This is a genomic window from Pantoea agglomerans, assembly GCF_021397715.1.
In the GTDB taxonomy this organism is placed as follows: Bacteria; Pseudomonadota; Gammaproteobacteria; order Enterobacterales; family Enterobacteriaceae; genus Pantoea; species Pantoea astica.
In genome coordinates this window covers 295,982-312,680 of the sequence record NZ_CP090208.1, presented here as the reverse complement: position 1 = coordinate 312,680, position 16,699 = coordinate 295,982, and the positions used below count along the sequence as shown (strand labels likewise).

General features: G+C 50.6%; 18 protein-coding genes. 1 reads left to right on the top strand and 17 read right to left on the bottom strand.

Annotation, left to right across the window (positions count from 1 at the left end; genetic code table 11):
• Window positions 1-64 precede the first annotated feature (64 nt).
• Both iraP and LZU96_RS21115 read right to left on the bottom strand, forming a co-directional pair.
• The gene (iraP, locus tag LZU96_RS21120) at window positions 65-430 is read right to left on the bottom strand and encodes an anti-adapter protein IraP (RefSeq protein ID WP_031377586.1); all 366 of its coding nucleotides are present in this window, start codon (window positions 428-430) and stop codon (window positions 65-67) included.
• 570 nt (window positions 431-1,000) lie between these two features.
• Complete coding sequence (locus tag LZU96_RS21115; RefSeq protein ID WP_233988560.1) at window positions 1,001-1,231, bottom strand: alpha/beta hydrolase; 231 nt, start codon at window positions 1,229-1,231, stop codon at window positions 1,001-1,003.
• Window positions 1,232-1,384: 153 nt separating this feature from the next.
• Here LZU96_RS21115 and LZU96_RS21110 point away from each other — a divergent pair, with 153 nt between their 5' ends.
• On the top strand, window positions 1,385-1,642 hold the full coding sequence (locus LZU96_RS21110; protein ID WP_233988559.1) for a hypothetical protein: 258 nt from the start codon (window positions 1,385-1,387) through the stop codon (window positions 1,640-1,642).
• 133 nt (window positions 1,643-1,775) lie between these two features.
• Here LZU96_RS21110 and LZU96_RS21105 read toward each other — a convergent pair whose 3' ends face one another.
• From LZU96_RS21105 to LZU96_RS21035, 15 genes are all read right to left on the bottom strand, one after another.
• The gene (locus LZU96_RS21105; protein ID WP_233988558.1) at window positions 1,776-3,494 is read right to left on the bottom strand and encodes an O-antigen ligase family protein; all 1,719 of its coding nucleotides are present in this window, start codon (window positions 3,492-3,494) and stop codon (window positions 1,776-1,778) included.
• A 368-nt stretch (window positions 3,495-3,862) separates the two neighbouring features.
• Window positions 3,863-4,651, bottom strand: a complete 789-nt coding sequence (locus tag LZU96_RS21100) for a LuxR C-terminal-related transcriptional regulator (protein WP_233988557.1) — start codon at window positions 4,649-4,651, stop codon at window positions 3,863-3,865.
• Between the two features lie 304 nt (window positions 4,652-4,955).
• A complete protein-coding gene (locus tag LZU96_RS21095) occupies window positions 4,956-5,444 on the bottom strand; it encodes a hypothetical protein (RefSeq protein WP_233988556.1) in 489 nt (162 codons plus the stop codon).
• Window positions 5,416-6,156: a winged helix-turn-helix domain-containing protein gene (locus LZU96_RS21090; protein WP_233988555.1), complete on the bottom strand. Its 741-nt coding sequence runs from the start codon at window positions 6,154-6,156 to the stop codon at window positions 5,416-5,418. Before LZU96_RS21090 ends, LZU96_RS21095 begins: the two co-directional genes overlap by 29 nt.
• A gap of 852 nt (window positions 6,157-7,008) precedes the next feature.
• Window positions 7,009-8,508 (bottom strand): hypothetical protein, encoded by a 1,500-nt coding sequence (locus LZU96_RS21085; protein WP_233988554.1) that lies wholly within the window; start codon window positions 8,506-8,508, stop codon window positions 7,009-7,011.
• A gap of 11 nt (window positions 8,509-8,519) precedes the next feature.
• The gene (locus LZU96_RS21080; RefSeq protein ID WP_233988553.1) at window positions 8,520-8,939 is read right to left on the bottom strand and encodes a hypothetical protein; all 420 of its coding nucleotides are present in this window, start codon (window positions 8,937-8,939) and stop codon (window positions 8,520-8,522) included.
• A gap of 19 nt (window positions 8,940-8,958) precedes the next feature.
• Window positions 8,959-9,801 (bottom strand): hypothetical protein, encoded by an 843-nt coding sequence (locus LZU96_RS21075; protein WP_233988552.1) that lies wholly within the window; start codon window positions 9,799-9,801, stop codon window positions 8,959-8,961.
• A 94-nt stretch (window positions 9,802-9,895) separates the two neighbouring features.
• Window positions 9,896-10,435, bottom strand: a complete 540-nt coding sequence (locus tag LZU96_RS21070; RefSeq protein WP_233988551.1) for a fimbrial protein — start codon at window positions 10,433-10,435, stop codon at window positions 9,896-9,898.
• Complete coding sequence (locus LZU96_RS21065) at window positions 10,432-10,950, bottom strand: fimbrial protein (RefSeq protein WP_233988550.1); 519 nt, start codon at window positions 10,948-10,950, stop codon at window positions 10,432-10,434. The genes LZU96_RS21070 and LZU96_RS21065 overlap by 4 nt, the downstream gene beginning before the upstream one ends.
• A 9-nt stretch (window positions 10,951-10,959) precedes the next feature.
• Window positions 10,960-11,490: a fimbrial protein gene (locus LZU96_RS21060; protein WP_233988549.1), complete on the bottom strand. Its 531-nt coding sequence runs from the start codon at window positions 11,488-11,490 to the stop codon at window positions 10,960-10,962.
• A 15-nt stretch (window positions 11,491-11,505) separates the two neighbouring features.
• Window positions 11,506-12,033, bottom strand: coding sequence for a fimbrial protein (locus tag LZU96_RS21055; protein WP_233988548.1), 528 nt, complete (start codon window positions 12,031-12,033; stop codon window positions 11,506-11,508).
• Between the two features lie 7 nt (window positions 12,034-12,040).
• Complete coding sequence (locus LZU96_RS21050; protein ID WP_233988547.1) at window positions 12,041-12,679, bottom strand: fimbrial protein; 639 nt, start codon at window positions 12,677-12,679, stop codon at window positions 12,041-12,043.
• A gap of 54 nt (window positions 12,680-12,733) precedes the next feature.
• The gene (locus LZU96_RS21045; protein WP_326491881.1) at window positions 12,734-13,477 is read right to left on the bottom strand and encodes a fimbria/pilus periplasmic chaperone; all 744 of its coding nucleotides are present in this window, start codon (window positions 13,475-13,477) and stop codon (window positions 12,734-12,736) included.
• A gap of 109 nt (window positions 13,478-13,586) precedes the next feature.
• The gene (locus LZU96_RS21040; RefSeq protein ID WP_233988546.1) at window positions 13,587-16,205 is read right to left on the bottom strand and encodes an outer membrane usher protein; all 2,619 of its coding nucleotides are present in this window, start codon (window positions 16,203-16,205) and stop codon (window positions 13,587-13,589) included.
• Window positions 16,205-16,690 (bottom strand): fimbrial protein, encoded by a 486-nt coding sequence (locus LZU96_RS21035; protein WP_233988545.1) that lies wholly within the window; start codon window positions 16,688-16,690, stop codon window positions 16,205-16,207. The genes LZU96_RS21040 and LZU96_RS21035 overlap by 1 nt, the downstream gene beginning before the upstream one ends.
• Between the last annotated feature and the right edge of the window lie 9 nt (window positions 16,691-16,699).

Sequence of the window (16,699 nt, the reverse complement as noted above, 5' to 3'; positions counted from 1 at the left end):
TTGATAGTCGTTGGTACAGAGATTGCGGGAGTAATAAGCGGCGGTTAGCCCGGCAGGTATCCGGCTACTGCTCGTTTTTACGCTGCACATCCTCTGCAGCAGAAACGCCGGTGATGTCAGAAAGCCCATCCTGATCGATTTCAGCCGCGGCACCATCAACAGTCCGGGCCATCATGAGTAAGTCCTGCAGTTCGTGCAGCAGAATGGCCGCATCCGATTTCAGCACCTCATCGGTATCCACGGACTCAATAATGGTATTGATGGCCTTTCCGGCGCTTTCCATCATTTCAGTCACACCGCCCTGCTTACTCACTGCAAGCACCAGCGCGCTGATCAGAAGCGATTGAGCCTCGACGCGGGCAGTTAACTGTTTGGTTGCCGCATCAATTTTAGAGATTTTGGCAAGCATGCTTAACACAACGTTTTTCATGGGAAATACTCTATAAAACCTATATTTGGCAGTTAATCAGGTTGAGGAAACGCTGATTAACCATTTTCACTGGTTCACTGGCTGAAAATAATTAACAAAACCTCTGTCGGATTACGCTATTTTTTGACCAGCGTAAGCCTCTGAAAATTTGCCACGGTTACCGGCCTGCCGCATCCAAAACAGACTGCTCCGTGAGCACCTTTCTTCATGTCAGACAGGAGAGAATAGGTAAACTTCCTGTCACCGCAGAACGGGCATTGAAATTTAGCGAACCTCATGAATACACATTAGGGCCATCCCCGGTAAAAGGGGCCCAGCATGGCAGGTTAGCGTTAATTGACAAGCACATTTACGTCAGCAGCGATTTATTGAAGGAGAACAGAATTTTCGTCCTCTGCCGGGCTGATGAGAAAGATTTTCTGGCTGAAGAAAACAGCTCAAAACCGGACCGACCCTGAGCCTGTTTAATCAGCATCAGGATATCAGCAGTCCCGCTTAGCGCCGCCAGCCTGCCGCTGGCGGCCTGAGGCGATACGGCAGACACACTGCCACGGTTACCCGCTCAGCGGATCAGTGAGTAAAAAAATCCGTTAATATTTCCGCCAGTTTTTCCGGCTGTTCGTCGGGAATAAAGTGCCCGCATTCCCCGATAACCGCACCGCTGACCTGGTGCGCCACCGCGCGTAATGGTGCCGCCATATCCGGAATCGACCCCCGATCGGCACTGACCGCCAGTAACGGCAGCGCCAGCTTCCCGGCCTGCGCGCGCTGGTGATTCTGACTGGCCGGCCGACTGCTCAACCGCCCGGCAGCGCGCCGGGCTGCTGATAAAGGCGCAGATATTCAGCGCGCGCCGCCGCATCTATCCGGTGCGGACTGGTCGCTTTACGGTTAAAGAACCAGTCCAGGTAGATCGCTTATCCGGAACGTTAAGTAATCCAGCCGCTGCTATGAATGAAAGCAGATTTTATTAAACCCGATCAGGCAAGAAGAATTCTGCAGGAGGATGAAGGCTATAACGGACTCCTGCGGAAAATTTATGCATCATGTACCACCCTTACGCCTAAGGAACCGAGTGAAATAACTTCATCAGAGTCTGCCCGTAAAATTTACAATGCAGAACAAGCCATTAAAAAAGGACTTGTAACAAAAGGTAGAAGGGAAAGCCGCTCTTACTTACTGACCTGTATTATTTCTGATACTCAAGACTAACGGTCCTCCTGTTGAAGCGGCAGGGTATCCGTTATAGGTCAAAAAACCATTCCGGACGTCCGCTTTGCAAGAGACGAGCAGATTACCTGCGGATCAGCCCCGATGTTTACCGTTAAAGTTCATTCAGTGTTTATTATTCATGCCCTTGCATAAATCGTTCATCATGGATGAACACACGTGCTGCATTGGCGCGCAGACGTTCATAAGTCGTGTGGTCTCCCCGGCGTTGCGCAATGATCATCATTGCTGCAGTGACCTCAGGGTTGTTATGAACCGCGAGCCACTTTTCTCCCCAGATGTAAAATTCCCCTATCGCCTGAGATCTTTGCAAAAATCCAGGCGTATTGGCTATCAGCAGGTGTTGATCGTAGTCCAGCCGTTCTGCCTGCGTCATTGTTCGCCAGCTCGCCATCGGTAACGTGGGTAGCGATCCCTGATTCATCTCCGCTTCGGCCTGGGTCAGCATCGATTGCGTAATAAAACCTGCTTTCAGCCCAACAAGAATCACCAAACCACCCAACAAAAACGGAATCGTTACTGCACGTCCAAAGCGGGATACGTTGACAGGCTGCAGAACTGAGTCGGGTAAACTTATACGAAACAATACAAGCAGCAGCATGAGATGAGGTGTTGAAAGATAGAGTGGATACTCCAGCATCATGTGGATCACGACAGGCAGACCCGTCAGTGGTAACAGCCAGCCAGACTTATCCAGATAGAGTGAGTCACGCAGCCGCAGGATGAGTGGCCATATCCAGATACCGGCCAATAACAGCAAGCCTGCCATGGCAATGATTCCGCCTTCGGCCCAGACATACAACGCTTCATTATGCGGGTGAGTAACAGTGTCACTCTTTTGTACTAAACCCAGGGTCACTACCGCCAGTGGGAATTGCGCTTCGAAGCTACCCAATCCGCTGCCGGCCCACGGATGCTGTCCAATCATTTCAGCGGTCGCTTCAAGCATCAGAACACGTTCAACAGTAGATTTTTGGTGTATCAAATCGGCGTGCTGCCCTGCGGGCATTGCCCATAAGCCAATGGCTGAACAGCATCCTGCTAACGAGACAATTAACCCGCCTTTCCACAAAGCCGCTTTAGGATCGATTCGCGGCTGGCGTCGCCAGTCGGCAAATCCGGTCAGTAGCATGGATAAAATCACACCGATCATCCCGGTACGGCTTTGGCTAAGCGTTATCGCCGCGCATAGCGGATACGAGGGAAGTAGCCAAACAAATGTGCTTCTGCGTGTGGTTGCGGTAAGCGCAAGATAGAGCGTTACTGCTGCGCCCGTAGCCAGCCAGCTTGCCAGCAGGTTACGCTGCTGAAAAATGCCATAGGGTGAAGTGCCATAAAAATCCATCAAACGCAGGGCGATCTCCGGCAACCAGGCCTGCATCATGGCTTCGCCAGCCTGCAGCAGAGAAGATAAAACCACCAAAGCAAGTAAAATGCGTCGCTTAGACGACGTTAGGCTCACCTGACAGAGAGCCAGACAAAATAGCAGCGCTCCAGCGATTCCTGCCAGACGTGGCACGGCATGCTCTCGCCACAAAACTGATGATGTCCAGAACCACGGCAGCAACAGCATAGCTACTGCCAAAAAGGCGATGAACATGAAACGTGATATCAGGATCTCTCCGGTTCGCAACACATTCAGGAGAGCAGATAAAATGCACAAAAGCATCACACTCCATGCAAGGATGTTCTGAGGCATTTCCAGCCCTGTTCCGCCATTATTTTCAAAATAAATCGGCAGAATAAAAAACAGGTAAAGTGTTATGAGAGCCAGCGTAAATGCGCCGCGTGAGAGACAAAACAGCTTCAACTCCGCTGCCCATTTTCGTTGCATCTTCCGGATTATCTTCATTTTTCAGTTCAGTTGGGATGTTAAGTTGCCTTAAGCGCGGAAAGCGATAATAAACATCGGGCATATTTTTTTCGTGTTGTGGCATTTAAAGATTGACGCTCATAACGCCACCGCGTTATTAAACCGTCACCAGCATCTTCTGAAGCTGGCTGTTCTGCGCCAGTTTATCTATGCCAGGTTAGTTATGATTACAGAAAGCTCAAACAATTTCGCACCTGATCGCCGCGTGTTCAGATGAGCAGTGCAGCATACAATATTCAGCTATCCACCCACCAGCCAAAAACCTGCCGGTAATTAATATAATTTTATTGCCAGAATATTTATCATTATCAGTAAAGTCTGTTAAAAAATCAGCACCCGGCGGTTCTTCTACATAATTTCTCCAGACAGGGTATGGCTGTATACAGTTGTGTTATCGCCCGCATAGCCCAGGCTTCTTCTTTACGATTGCTGATGCCGAGCTTATTGACGGCTTTATATTTATGGGCGAGGACTGTTTTGCAATCAATATTTAACACACGCGATACATCACTGGTTTTTTTGCCTTTCCCCAGTTCCGCCATAACCCGAAACTGCCGTTTACTCATCCATTTCCTGACAAAAAAATGCTTAAATTGTTTTTGTACAAGGCATGATGAAATCATCTCCGCCAATTGCTGAACGCTCACTGTAGAGGGAATTAATGAAACCCCTTCTACAATAACATCCTCGCCGCAAAAAGTGGCAGGCAACTCCTCACTAATAATAATCTGTTTAATTTTATTATGATTTCTCCGGACATTCAAAATATCTGTAATACTTTCATAAAACTCATTAGCGGAGTTAAACATCCATATAACCACCTTTGGTCTAAACTCATCAACTACAGGCTGAATCTCTGCTTCTTTAGACGTTACCTTGAGATGTACAGAGTGATTATTAGCTAAAACATGCCGCACGCCCATCACGGCGTAATCATTGCCGGCAATCATCATTACTTTATCAATCTCCACAGAGGAGATATTCATACGGGGTTTCAGATAATACTCACTGCCGGTCTTTTCATCTGACAGGTATCTGATGTTATTTCTGATATTACCGTCCCAAAAGTCAGGAATAACTAAATTATTAATGTGATGGCGAACGCTAGCATTTCTCATTTTCCAGAGCCTCTCAAATTCGTACCGATTCATCACAATGCTTGAAATGGTGAGATCAACAGGTAACGAACGGTATCGGTGATGAGAGCGATTATGTCTCGCCAACGGCCATGTCAGTTCATTATATTTCACATCGATTAAAATATAATTTTATAATCCACTTATATAATATTAAGCAGCATAAAACTCTGGAAGTATGCATTCCTGAATTGGTAGGGCAAAGAGGAGTGAACAATACAGCATTGCTCATTAGCGGTTGCCGGTTCAGACTACTGATGCATCAGGCTGGTCTGATTGAATGGCTTTACCGTTTAACGCATAAATGTCGGGGCCCCACCATATTACCGATGAGATAGCCGTTGTTCTGTTTAACAACAACCAGGTGGTCGGTCTGCTCAGATGTATGCGAGTAGATATATTTAGTGAAAACGGCATCATCGAGATCATCGCCTTTATATTTAGAGACTACAACATTGCGCAACTCATAATTTTTCTGGTCAGTTTTTTCAAAAGAAAAATGCATAAATCTTTCGAATGAAAATATCTTACCTGTCTCTGCAGTTTTACGCGCTTCGCCGGAAAACATAACATTGCCCTGCCCTTTGCTGGAAAAAGTAACGGACATAGTGCCTTTTAAGTATTCCCATACACCATCATTCGGTACAGTATAGAATGTTGATACGCAATCAACTGTATTATTTATTTTCTTCAACGCAAGAAATACCAGAGTAATCGCCAGAATAATAATTACGACAAATACAGCCCTAAGCCTTTGGAAATTCATAAACATCATAGCATCCTGCGAATTTTTGACTGCCATCTTTCTGATAAGTACACCGGGTTATAAATGCTGCACCCTGGCCATTTAAAATAACCTCATCGGAAGGATGATAAATATATACATCATTACCGATACAAGGCGCATATTTATCTATCATCTCTTTAGCAAGCCTTAATTTAACCTCAGCGGTTTCAGGCGAGTTTTGATAAAGCATATAAACATTGCAACGCCCAACACTACCTATTTTGAAAACATTACTTTTATCCCATCCACCACGATTGATGAATGCGTAACCGATTATCGTAATGGCCAGTAAACAGACAACAGAGGTTATAATAATCTTTTTACCCGGCTTTTTATTCTCAATGGCTACCGGCTTCCCGACGACACCCAGCTGCTGAACCTTCAGATCTTCAGGCATTAAAAAGCCCGCGCGGGTTATTGTTTTGATCAACTCACCTTGAAAACCAAGTTGCTCAAATTTTTTTCTGAGCAAGGAAACATACTGATTCAAGGTATTATTGGACGCATTAGCACCGTAATTGCTCCATATCTCATCAAAAATATGCTCCCGGCTCATGACCTTACCCCGGTTTTCCAGCAACAAGCACAGTATTCGTGAGGCTGTCAGCGGAAGTTGTGTTTTTTCATTTTCACTTAAACGATGCCAGATAGCGTTATTGGCTTCATCGTAAAAGAAATCCTCTTCGATGATGTACATCATTCCTCTTCGAATCCATGATTAACAAAGATAGGATCTATTTTTTGCGTTTTAAACCGACCCGTTGAAACCGGATACTCTTACGGTTAAATTCTACGACCGCGATCACGGTATTTTCTCTGCCTGCAGCGTTCTTCCTGAGTTAAGACAGGCGGCAAAGTGGCCTGTTCTTCAGGACAATGACCAACGCTTTCGCGTGAGACAGTCACCTGGTCCCTGTATGCCCTGAACAGCAGAATATGACGGTTTCTGCCGTTTTAAAATTATGTACCGCAACAGTAATAACATCAGGCTGTAAACTATTCAGTATGATTTTAAAAAATTGCGTTCATTTAAGCTGGTACCGGTATTGATACTAACCGATGCAAAAATATCAATCAAAGAAGATGGAGGTACAGGGTTGAACAGCAGCGGCAGTTCGCTGACTTCATGCCGTCTGAAGATGATGATGCAGTCCGCACCGGCACGCTCAACGCTATGCAAGAGAGGCCCCCTTCATCAGATGAAGCCCTTCGACAGACTGATACCTCACCACTGATATCACTATGCATAACCGGGCGGCAGCCGGCCCGGTTTTAACAGACAGAGTCTCATTCAGCGTTATGCGCGCGGGTTTGTTTCCAGCAACTCAATGCGGGCGCTGATTCAGGGTTATCAGCCGCGAAAATGCTGGCTACAGTCGGCAGCCGACAGCCGACACCAGACCGATGAAATAATTTACGCGCTTTACTGTCATCTTTAGGCCTGCGTTTAAAAATAAAGGCGTTTTATCAGGATAGGCGCATTTTGGCTGGTCAACACCACATCATTCAAACTCACCTGGACAGGCAGACGTAAGCAGTGATGCAGTTCCGCTCAGACACTGTGCTGAGGCAGCCTCTCTCCTCGCAGGTGGTATTCCATTACCGTATAAGGACGTACGCCTGGCGGCAGAGGATGTTCACCATAGACGGTTTTGGCCAGGGCATAGGCAACGACCTCTCCCCCTTCGCCGGGCAAACGCATACCATCCTTAACGATTGCAGGCATATCATCGTCAGCACGTAAAATCATGGGAGGCACCCGGCTGATAACCGTTCCGTCGACAACCTCTTCAGTCATCGAGAGCATGACCGGCTGCCCCGCTGACACGGCTTTCCCGTTGCGTACCCGATACCAGACAATGCCGTTTGCCGATTTAAGCGGCTTGCGCCCTGTCGCCAGCGAACGAATTTTTCTCTCCCCCTGCATCACCTTTTGCGCGACAGCAACCTGTACGGCTTTGACAAAGTCAGCCTGTGCCCGTCCGGCTTCTTTTGGCTTCAGGCGAACGGCTGTGCTCAGGCCATCTTTGATGCCTGCCTGGAAGGTGACATTATCAATATCGATACCGGCATCGCGCCAGTCATCCAGCCGGGCATGAAGTCCTTTAGCCATCATCACTCCGGCAATATAGGCCTGACGGTTCGCCGCGCTTTTCAGGTCTGGCGTGTTTTGCTGGTGCATTTTTTCACGCAGTTCTGCCAGCGTGATGGCAGCTTGTTTCAGCTCATCACTGCGGCAGTTAAGCGCCTGTTCCAGCTCGCTGGCTGCCTGTTCCTTCTGTTTGAGAGAATTTAAAAGCTCTGTGACCGTATTTTGACTTCCGGTCAGGGCATTGTTTTTATGGATCAGCTCGACCTGATTTTTCGCCAGATTTTGCTTTAACACCAACAGTTCCCGATCGCGTTCTGAAAGTTTTTGCTCAAGCGCCTTAATATTTTGCTGCTGTTGCTGACGCTGTTTAACATCCGTAGCAGTCAGCAACTGTAGCTTGTCCTCCCGCTGTTTAAGATCGGTGTTCAGATCGCTAATCTGACCGTTCAGCCTGGCAACCTGTTGCTGGCTTTGTTGTAACGCCTCTTGCAGGGCGGCAACCTCCGGTGATTCGGATGAGGCGGGGTTTTTTACCTGGGCACTTTCTGCTACTGCAGGTTGACTGCTGGCTACTGCTGCAGAATGATTGCTGGCCTGTGCCAGGGCATCCTCCAGTCGCTTGTTCAGCTGTTTAATGGTTTCAACATCTGTTTTATGCTGGCTGGACAGTGTATTTATCCGCCGCTGCAAAATTAAATCAGCAACCGGCTGCTCTTTCCTTTTTCCAGGCTGTTTCAGATTAGAAATGCCCGTTTCCGTTTCATTTGTTGCCGGTTGCGGTGCTGACTGAGCATGATGATGAGCCGCCACCATCGCTTCGAGGCTCCAGCTTTCATCAGACGGCTGTGATAACAGGGACTCGGCGGCAGATGAAGAGATCGTTCCCGCAGCAACCCACTCAGGCAGGATCAAAAAGAGAGCAACGGCAACCAGTCTGAAATGTGAAGTGAAGCAGCGCACGGCTGTTATCCTTAGCGAACGTCAATAGCCTGGTTAATCAGGGTCTGGGCCAGCGCGCCCTTGATGCGATAACAAAGGTTGACCAGCGCGTACTGGAAGCGCGGCCGGGCCAGCTCTGCCACCTCCGGGCTGACGTCATCTTTCACCGACATAAACCCGGCGGAACTTTTCATTAGCCCGTCGTATTGCGCCAGATATTTGCGATATTCGGTCATGTTGACGGTGCGCAGGGATTCCAGATCGCGATTGCACTGAGCAAGGGGAGATAAAGACGACCTCACTTCATTTGTTACTGACTCAGGCGAAACCTTTTCTCTTTCTGTAGTGGGTTGGGATTTGATCGACACATTTTCCCGTGCGCTGCAACCTGCAATGCTCGTCATGATCACCATGGTGATCAAACAAAACCCGAAAATAATAAATTTTTTCATTTTATTTTTCCCGAAACACTTATTGATAGTTCACCACCAGCGGTGCTGAGCCAGAAAAAGCCCCTTCCGTTGGCGTGCCTTCAAGTGTTGCAGTAATTTTCAGCGCACTGATCCCCGACGGAACCGCGTGCGTCGTACTTAATTCTTTATTATTGATTTTTAAGCCTGCCTGCATACCATTGGACAAGGGAATGCTATTAGTGCCATTAACAGACTGAAAACTAATATTCATCGCTGCGGTACAGGAAAGACTAACGCTATTTTCTGCCTTTGCTCCCGCGGCACTCTTTTTGGCAATATCACCAAAAGGGATATCTACAGAAGCATTTTTAAACGAACAGGTTTCATTGTTCGGCATCGGGAATAAACAGGCTCCGGACATTGATGGCGGTGTCCAGAACCTGTTATAAAAACCAATGTGATGCAATACCACGCCAAAACATACATCTTTTGGATAAACATGCTGCGTACCGCCAGCTTGTGAAAATGAACCTGTGATATTACCAACGTGACTTGAAAGCTCACGTAGCGTCCATGCGCCATTAATATCATTTGGTGAAATGAATGTAGGGAGCCCGGTACCTGTACCGTCTGTCGTGTGAATGGCGAAAATAGCCAGCCGGCAATGCGTGCCACCCCAATAATCAGCATCACATTTGTCTGCAAAATCTGGCATATCCATTAATTTAGTATCAGCTAGTTTGTCATCAACAAAGATATTTCCAACGGCGACAGATGCTTCGTAGTATTGAGATGCCGGCCCTACTTTATAAACATAGGGCCATGTTATCATCGCAGCCCGAGAATGCGTGATAATATTTAAAATCAAAAAAATACCCATTAATATTTTTTTTGTGTTCATTTTTTACGTCCAGATTAATTAAATAAGACGAAACCCAAAATAAATATTTAAGTCATGGGGCGTCTTGGTTTGATTGATGTCAGCGAACAAAAAACTATGGATATTCCAGTAAAAACGTGGTCACAGCTTCAAAGGTGCCCTTCCCGACAGTTCTGTTTTTCACCCCTGCATCACTGGCCTGAATATAAGATGAAAACTTCAACTCAGTGGTGCCGGCATTTAACGGATATCCTTTAGTTTGCTGATTAACCGCAATATCACCGCCATCCGCGGCCTGAATACCAATGGCGAGGTGGTCAACACCATTGCGGCTGAACAAGGCGAGTAGCCCTGGCTGTTCTGCATCTTCAGTACCGGTAAAGGTCACTTTCACCTGGCTACCCAGCGAGAGGTCGCAGTCCTTTAGCAGAATATGAAACGGAAACTGCCAGGTGCGCGGGGGGGTGTAAAAATAAAAGTTTTTATCCGGAATGGTGCCGAAATCAACCAGCACATTCTCGCCGTCGCCACCGGTGGCCACGGTACAGGGTTCTGCCACCAGCGTACCTTTGAAGTCCACATCCGAAGAGGCCGCCTGTACCGGCATATGCAGCATAACGCTCAACAAGACCAGCAACATAAATAGCCTGTTCATGCGACCTCCACGGTGAGTTTCACCGTCGCGCTAAAAGGACGGGCGTCTAACTCTGTAGCCGGATCTTTAACCGGAACCGCCGTCAGTACGGGTACCGCTTTATAGCCGAAGCGAACGGCCTGATTAAGTTTTTGTGGCTTGCCATTGCTTTGTAGCTGGATGCCCAGTCCGTTGACGTCCGTTTCTACCGCTGCTTCATCAAATGCGACGGCCTTGCCTTCAATTTTTAGTGTCAGGTCGGGTACATCAGCCCCCGCATAGTTAGTGCACGACACCGTAAAAGGGACGTGTTGCTGATAACGCTTGCCATCGATTTTATGGATCCCAACTGCGTCACCAAAATTCACCAGCTGCCGGCCGTTGTTGGCATTGATGGAACACTCAACCACCCTTAGCGTACCGTGAAACTTTGCCGGGCCTTCAATTGGAGCGGCATACAGCGCAGGCGCAAGTAATAATCCGCCAATCAAAACCGAATAAAACCAGCCGCTACAGGTTTTGTTTACCATTTCCATTCCATTACCTCAGGGTATTTGCACCGCCAGCGTGGCCGTTGCGTTAAAATCCCCGCCGGCAAATTTAGCCCCTGGCTCTCTCACCAGCATGGCCAGCATTTGATAGGTTCCTGCCCCTTTACTCAGCGGATACCAGGTGCTGGGTACAATGTTTGACATATTACTATCATTAATCGCCACGATAACGCCTAAACTCGGGACATCGGTTGACAGCGCTAAATTATTAAAGGATGAGGCATTACCTTTAAACTGATACTCCACTCCGCCGGTAAACCCGTTGGTGCAGGAAATGGTCATCGAGAAAGGTTGCGCACTGGCACCTGATGAAACAGCCATGTTGGTGCGCGTCTTCCCTTCTGTAATGTCATCAACTTTTACATCGCCAAAATCGACATCTACAGCACTGGCACTGCAGCTACCGGCGATCAGGGTTCCGTGAAACTTCACCGTCGCATCAGCCATCGCCGCCGGAGCCAACAGGCTTGACAGCAGCAGCACCGCACTCACGTTAACCGCGAGATTCTTTATTTTTTTCAGCATGATTTTCTCCTTTTCTCAGCTCATCTGCAGAACCAGCGTGGCCGAGGCGTTAAATTCCCCGCCGGGAAGTTTGATCCCAGGCTTTGTCGTCAACCCGGCGGTAATGTTGAAGCTGCCGGTATTGGATGACAGACCAAACACCTGCTTCACGTCATAAAATGTGTTCAGATCCAGCGCACCGTAAGCCGTGGCGCTGACGTTACTTAATGTGATGCCAAGACCGGGCACATCCGTTGTCAGTGCCTGGTTATCAAACGATGACGGCGTACCGACAATTTTCATTTTTACGGTACCGGCTGGCGGGCTGTCGCAGGTGATTGAGACCGGAACCTGCGCCGTGGCGGAGTAAACCTGATCAACCTGCACGTCGCCAAACTCGACGCTGACGGTCTGTCCGTTGTTCACGCTGCAACTGCTTGCCACGATCGTCCCGCTGATGTTGATAGTCAGTGAATCGCTATCCGCCTGCACTTCACCAATCACGGTCATCAGACTGCAAAGCAGCAGGACGCGCACGAGGCGTTTAAAGATGGGGTTTGTCATATCAACCTCAGTCATAGCTCAGCCGGAAATCTGCTACCGCTCGGAACGCGCCCGGCACCATCGGCCCCGGAACACGTTCAGCAACCACCGTCCACGCCAGGCTGTTATCGCCCGGGGTGAGAAGTTGAGGGACACCATGGCTCCCCAGACGAATGTCACGGTTGTGGCTATCGGTCAGGCGCAGGGCAATGCCCTCAACCCCGTTAAGCTTCATCAGCGAAGGATTGCTAAAGTCTGCCGGTGCAGTAAAGGCGACACTGACCACCGGCTGATCCAACCCCTGAACCGTACTGTCGGTGCGCTCATCCATCAGGTGCCCGGATGCCACCAGACAATCCTGCAGCCGCACGCTAAAGGGTACTGGCTGACTGCGCGCGCCAGGCTGGCTGAGATCACCGGAAGCCAGCGTGCCGAGGTCAACCGTCTGGTCCAGCGAATCCATAACCAGTCGGCAGGGGGAGTCGACCAGTTGACCGTAAACGTGCAGCAGGCCATGTTCTCCATCCACGTCCTCAAAGGATGCTCCGGCGCTCATTTCGGTTCCGGCTAACAGCATCACAGCACTCAGCAGTAGGGTGCCTCCCAGCGTGCCCGTCAGAGCAGATTTCAGCATGCCGGCGCCCGTGCCTGATGTCTCTTTTTTCATATCTGTTTTCCTTATTCCTGCACGGCGGGCCGGGATGTTTTCTGCCTGCCGTGATTATTTAGAGGTGTTTGATGCGACTTTGCAGACAGAGCCATTGCAGCTAAAAGTCAGCACCGGCCGGCCGCCCCAGTCGTTGATGTAGGCGATATGTGGCTGACTGCCCAGCGCGGCAGCGCGCACCCCAAGGTCAGCTGAGCTTTGTGGTGCCAGCATCAGCGGCTTCATCTCTGTTTTACCGTCGGGTACCAGCGTGACGTAATACGGCGTTGGGTTGGTCACCTGATAGCGATCTCCCTGACGCGTCAGGGTCAGCTGTTCCTGCCACGGTGTCTCGCTGCTGGCACCTTTCTTCACCAGGGCAGCCGGGCGATAAAACATTTTCACTCGCGTCTGGAGCGCCAGCTGCAGCACGTTTGCCTTCTGGCTCTTTGGCGGGATTTCACGCAGGTTGAAGTAAAACAACGACTCACGATCCTGCGGCAGTTTTGCTGTGGCATCTGCCGACAGCTGGATTTTCACCAGACTTTTCGCACCCGGTTCAACACGCTGCAAAGGCGGTAAGGCCATCAACGGCGACTGGATTTTTTGCCCGTTGCTGTCTTCGACCCACGCCTGGGCGAGATACGGCAGTTTGGTATTATCATTGCGGATGTTGACGCTCATGCTCTTCTGGCTACCATCAAAAATCACCCGGGTTCGGTCAAGTGCGACAGCGGCATTGGCTGCCTGCATAGCCGTCAGGCTCATCAGCGCTACGGTAACCGCAGCCTGCACAGAAGGAAGTAGCTTACTTTTCATGTTGAGTGTCTCTCTGTTATTCAGTGGTGTGAGTGCCGTCCCTGGCCGCACCGCCCTGTGCTTCCTTTTTTACCTGCCGCTCTCCGGCAACAGGCTCTATGCCTGACATTTAGTGGTCAGATTGTTGTGATAGTCCCTGTCCAGCCTTCACTGTCTGACAGGTCAGGAATAACGGTAATCCGCTATCCGCTGCAGGCAGCTTCTGTGGCACCCTGAACTGACAAACCGGGGTTTCATTTTCACGCACTTCCATCTGCACACCCGGTTCAACGCCCGCCAGCCACACGCTGCCGTTGTCATCCACTACGCCTACCTGATGCGTATCGCGCCAGACTACCGCACCGAACGCCGGGCTGCTGCCATCGGCAAACTTCATGACGGCCATCAGCTTGCGGCCCATCATCACATCCAGTTTGCGGTAACCAATGGCTCCCTCGGTCATGGTCAGTTCGGTGAGCGGATGACTGACTTCCATATCATCGCCAAGACTGTCTACATCCACCCCGGCACTGCTGCGCCAGTAGCCATTCATTCCGGTAACGACCGCCTTACCAAAGTGATTGGTGTGCTGCACAACCGAACTGTTTTTCAGCGGGACACCGGCAGCCTCACCGGTATCCAGCATCAGACGGGTTCCGCCGTTAGTACTGACCGGATGCAGTGCCGCACCGTGGCGGGTGGCGGTGGCCCCACCCTGTACCGAAAGCCCCACTGAGCTATATTCTCCTTCGCTGTAGCTGGCACTCAGTGATCCACGCGCCACGTCGCCGTTATGGGTCAGGTAGCCACTGGCTGTTTTACGGTTTTTCGCATCGGTGCCGGCCTGCAGGCTGTAACTGTTGTTGTTATCAATGCTGTCATACCAGCCAGCGGTCTGTGAGATGCCGCTGCGGGTACTCTGCGCGTTGTAGCTGACGGATCCCCCGTTGCTCCACGGAATGCTCAGGCTCAGGTAGGCACCGTCGTCTTTAACTCCCCAGTACTGGCTGCGATATCCGGTCAGACTAATGCTGATATTTTTCCAGCTGCCAATGTCGAGGTACTGCGACAACGTTACGCTGTAGCGATCCTGATCCGGACGATCCCAGTAGGTCCGGTGGCTATAGTTGCCGAACAGACTCATTTTGTAGTCGCGTAAAGCCTTGCTCATGGTGATGGTGTACAGCTCTTTCTGACGGCCGCGCGTCATACCCCATGACCGGTCATCGAAGCGTGTCTCCAGATAGTCACTCATCGACATAAAGTCTTTCTCGGCGAAGCGGTAACCCGCAAAGGTCACCTGCCCATCAATTTTTTCAAACCGTTTGGAATAGCTCAGGCGGTATGATCCCCCCTGTTTTTTCTCCCCGTTGGGCAGAGTGGCCTGCGACTCGGTCACGTCGAATGACACTGCCCCAAAGGCCAGCAAGTCACGCCCAATACCCACAGCCAGCGCGGCATAGTTCTTTGAGCCCACCAGACCGCCAAACAGTGACCAGCCGTTAGAAACCCCCCAGGAGAACTCACCGGTGGCGAACGGATCGCCCTGCACACGGTGCTTCCAGTCTGTCGGCTTCCCGGCAGCCAGCTTATAGCGCACCATTCCCGGACGAGTCAGGTAAGGGATCTGTGCCGTATCGACTTTAAAGGTCTGCACGCGTCCATCCTGCTCTTCAACCCGCACATCCAGCGTTCCCGCGACAGACTGACTCAGCTCCTGAATACGGAACGGACCCGGTGCCACCTGGCTCTGGTATATCACCCGTCCTTGCTGACTGATGGTGACCTTCGCGTTGGTTCTCGCCACCCCGGTTACCTCAGGCGCATATCCTTGCAGGTTAGGCGGCAGCATATTGTCATCGGTGGCAACACTGGCCCCGACAAAACGAAAGCTATCAAACAGTCCGGAATCGAGATCGGCCTCACCGAGCGTCAGCTTTGCCCCCAGCCCTGGCAGAGCCCGATAGAGGTAATACCGGCTCCACTGAAAATTCTGGCTGGTGTGACCGCCGGTACTGTACCGTTGCCCCTGCCAGTCAGCACGCAGACGCCATGGGCCAATATTGGCTCCCGCGGTCCCGTTACCACTGACACTGCTGCTGTCGCCGTCACGGGCTGCAAACTGCTGCGTGGCGTTGAGGTTATAGTCAAACAGCAGCCCCGCAATGCCCTCATCCCAGCGCGAAGGAGGATCCCAGTCAGGCGAGGAGTACTCCAGATAAGCCTGAGGAACGGACACACGAAGTGATCCACTGCCCAGATCGCCGGTAGCGGTCATGCCTGGCACCGAGGCCATATTCAGGCACTGCTGGCCGTTCAGTGTTTTCCACGCCAGCTTCCCGGCGACGTCTTCTTTCAAACCCAGCAACTCCACCATCTCTGTGGTCAGACAGGGTTCGCTGCCGTGCGGATCATCTGGCGGAATCGCAAAGGTCACCGTCACTTCGCGGACTTCAGATCCGTTGACTTTCAGCGTCAGTGGATAATCACCCGGCATCACATATCCGGAACGGGCAAAGTGGCTGACGTCAATGTTGCTGCGGTCTTTGACATCCATCACATCAGTGTTGAACTCGGTCACCTCCGCAGCTGCGGGTATCGCTTCCTCACTCAGGGAATCCTCTGACGCAGGCAGGCTGTCTTGCGCCGTTACCCTGCCAGCCGTGCCGCTCAGGGCCAGCGCCAGCATAATTGCCTGCGTCAGCGGATTTAGCGCGGGAAACCTGCCGCCATGACGAAAGGGTTTCATTAGTCGTACTCCATAAAATATCGCAGGGTGGTGTAATAACTTCCCGGTTGAAGTGGATGGCTATCGCCCGTCAGTTGCATGCGGTAATGCAGCGCCATCTTGCCTGGGACAATTTTTATCGGCGGCACGGGTTTATTTGGTGTAACCGGTGTGCCGATCTCATCCAGAATGGCCACCCCTTCGCCGCTCCCGCTCCCCTGCAGAGCGAATAAATTCGGACCGTCTGCCGCCCCTTCAAAAGTGATCCGCACATCCTTCCAGGGTTGATGCGTCTGGCTGGCGTTTTGATTGAGTACGCAATTGACCAAATGCACAGTGAAAGGCACTTGCGGACCATGACCGTCATTAATCAATTCACTGACAGGTACGTTTCCCAGTTCTATACTTTGATCGGCATCCGATGTGGCAATCGCGCAGGGGGTGTCGATAATGCTACCCTGCACCCGGATATGCCCATGCCCCGCAGCCACTACCGGATGTGCCATGCACAGCAA